Genomic DNA, 2,200 nt, shown 5'->3' with positions numbered 1-2,200 from the left:
CCTGATAATACCATTATAGAATTTCCCGTGATTTTAAACCAGCATAAGAGAAAACAAAAAAAGAGATTTCCCGTAAAACTTATTCGTTTTGGGAAACCCCGTGACTTCTTAGACTATCTTTAAAAATATGTATTAATTTTTTCATATATTTTAAAAGTAAAATACTATATTTTCTTAAATTTGGAGATATAGAAAATAAAAACAACTCAATACATAATCTTAAATTTCTTTTTTTTGAATACTTCTTTTTGTAATATTTTATTCTCTCTTTAATGAAATCTTTATCCCATCTTTCATCATCATAGCCATTCATCAATTTATAAATAATCTCATTAATAGTTCTATCTACACATTCATCCCATTGTTTTTGTTGATAAAAACGAAGTCTACTTTCTAATGCATCTATAATATCAAAATGATCATAATATATTCCCTTTATTCTCGTTATACTCATATATGATAATCTATAAAAATATAATTTAGTATTTAAGCAACAAATACTATTCACCTTTTCATATAACAAATGAAATATAAAAGCATCTTCATGTATTTTTCCCTCTTTAAATCGTAAATGTTTAAATATATCTTTATGATATAATTTTCCCCATGAAGGTATAAATAAATAATGATATGATTTTCCCAAAGATTTTAAAACATCAGTACCACATAAAAAAAATAATTGATATGAATCAATATATTGATCCGAAATTTCATAATCATGAACATACCTTAAATAATCACAAACAACCATATCTACCTGATACATTAACATTTCTTTCAATAATAATTCTAAAAAGAATTTAGAAATAGTATCATCAGAATCAATAAAAGTAAGATATTCACCATTCATATAATTTAATCCCACATTTCTTGCAGCAGACAAACCTAAATTTTTTTGATGGAAAACTTTAATTCGAGAATCCTTTTTTGCATATTCATCACAAATGTCACCACTACCATCCGTACTCCCGTCATCTATAAGCAAAATTTCCATATGACTATAAGATTGTAATATAATAGAATTTAAACAATCTTTTAAATAATCTTTAACGTTGTATACAGGGACAATTACACTAATTAAAGGTATCTTATTTTTCATGATGAATTTTTCTCAATAATATATAATGCTTAAAGATAAAAACGAACAGAGTTGGACTTATTATGTAAATGAAATAGCCTATTTTCATCTTCCAAGATAGATAATAAAATGCTGCAAAAGAACTATACTGATGAACATATGTTTTTAATCTATTTTTATTTTTAATATAAACCTTATAATTGTTTAAATATAAATGCGACGACAAAACTAATACTCCTTTTAATATAAAAGATTTAGAATACATAATTTCTTTTTTCATATCATAATGTTGATTATATTCTTTTAAAATTTGCAAAATTTTTTCTTCTATCTCTATTGCGGAAAATCTTCTCTCATCAAATTGACTTCGTGTAAGAGAATTATCAGATGGATAAATGTGATATAAAACTTGCTTAATATTGCCTACTTTTTTAGCATGTTGATAAGCATGTACCAGAAGCATAAGATCCTCTGCATAATAATAATGATAATTTTCTAAAAGAAACTTTTTAAATAAATTTGATTGAAATGCACGTATGCATAAAGAAACACCATACCCTTTATATCGCGAAGAAACTAAATGCTTTAAATAAATAGAAGAATCAGTGTCATAAGGTAAAAAATTTTTTTTGGCGTCTTTACTATAAAATCCAAATTCCAAAATATCATAATCTTTAATATTTTGATCTATAATCTTTAAATATTCCTCTGTAATATAGTCATCTGAATCAACAAATAATATATATTCCCCTTTAGCATTCTCTATACCAATTTTTCTAGCAATATAAGGTCCGCTATGTTTAATTTTTAAATAGTGAATATGAGGTGATAAATAATTTCTAATATGCTTTTCCGTTTCATCAATTGACCCATCATCAACAATAATAACTTCAAAAGGAATATTAAATATCTTTTGTTTAAGAATACTATTTAAACATCTGTCTATATACTTTTCACGATTATAAACAGGTATTATAAAACTATACTTTATTTTCATCTTATACCTGGTATATTATAATTGACTCATTTATCAGTCATTAAAATATACCTTCTCCTTTCTATCAACTTTATTAATACGTAGTTGATGACGTTTAGGTTTATATGTAAAATTGAAATATGTGT

Annotated in this window: 2 protein-coding genes; both read right to left on the bottom strand. The window is 24.3% G+C overall.

The features are described from left to right. Window positions 1-79 precede the first annotated feature (79 nt). Complete coding sequence (locus B5G32_RS13420; protein WP_087936950.1) at window positions 80-1,099, bottom strand: glycosyltransferase family 2 protein; 1,020 nt, start codon at window positions 1,097-1,099, stop codon at window positions 80-82. Then, window positions 1,089-2,075, bottom strand: a complete 987-nt coding sequence (locus tag B5G32_RS13415; RefSeq protein WP_087936949.1) for a glycosyltransferase family 2 protein — start codon at window positions 2,073-2,075, stop codon at window positions 1,089-1,091. The genes B5G32_RS13420 and B5G32_RS13415 overlap by 11 nt, the downstream gene beginning before the upstream one ends. Window positions 2,076-2,200: the final 125 nt, after the last annotated feature.

Source organism: Massilimicrobiota sp. An80 (assembly GCF_002159255.1).
Classification (GTDB): Bacteria; Bacillota_I; Bacilli_A; order Erysipelotrichales; family Coprobacillaceae; genus Allocoprobacillus; species Allocoprobacillus merdigallinarum.
This window is presented reverse-complemented; position numbering and strand designations above follow the sequence as displayed.

What these genes read in the sequence shown, in the direction of transcription:
- B5G32_RS13420 (WP_087936950.1), bottom strand. Translation starts at nt 1,099, where the DNA reads ATGAAAAATAAGATACCTTTAATTAGTGTAATTGTCCCTGTATACAAC.
- B5G32_RS13415 (WP_087936949.1), bottom strand. Translation starts at nt 2,075, where the DNA reads ATGAAAATAAAGTATAGTTTTATAATACCTGTTTATAATCGTGAAAAG.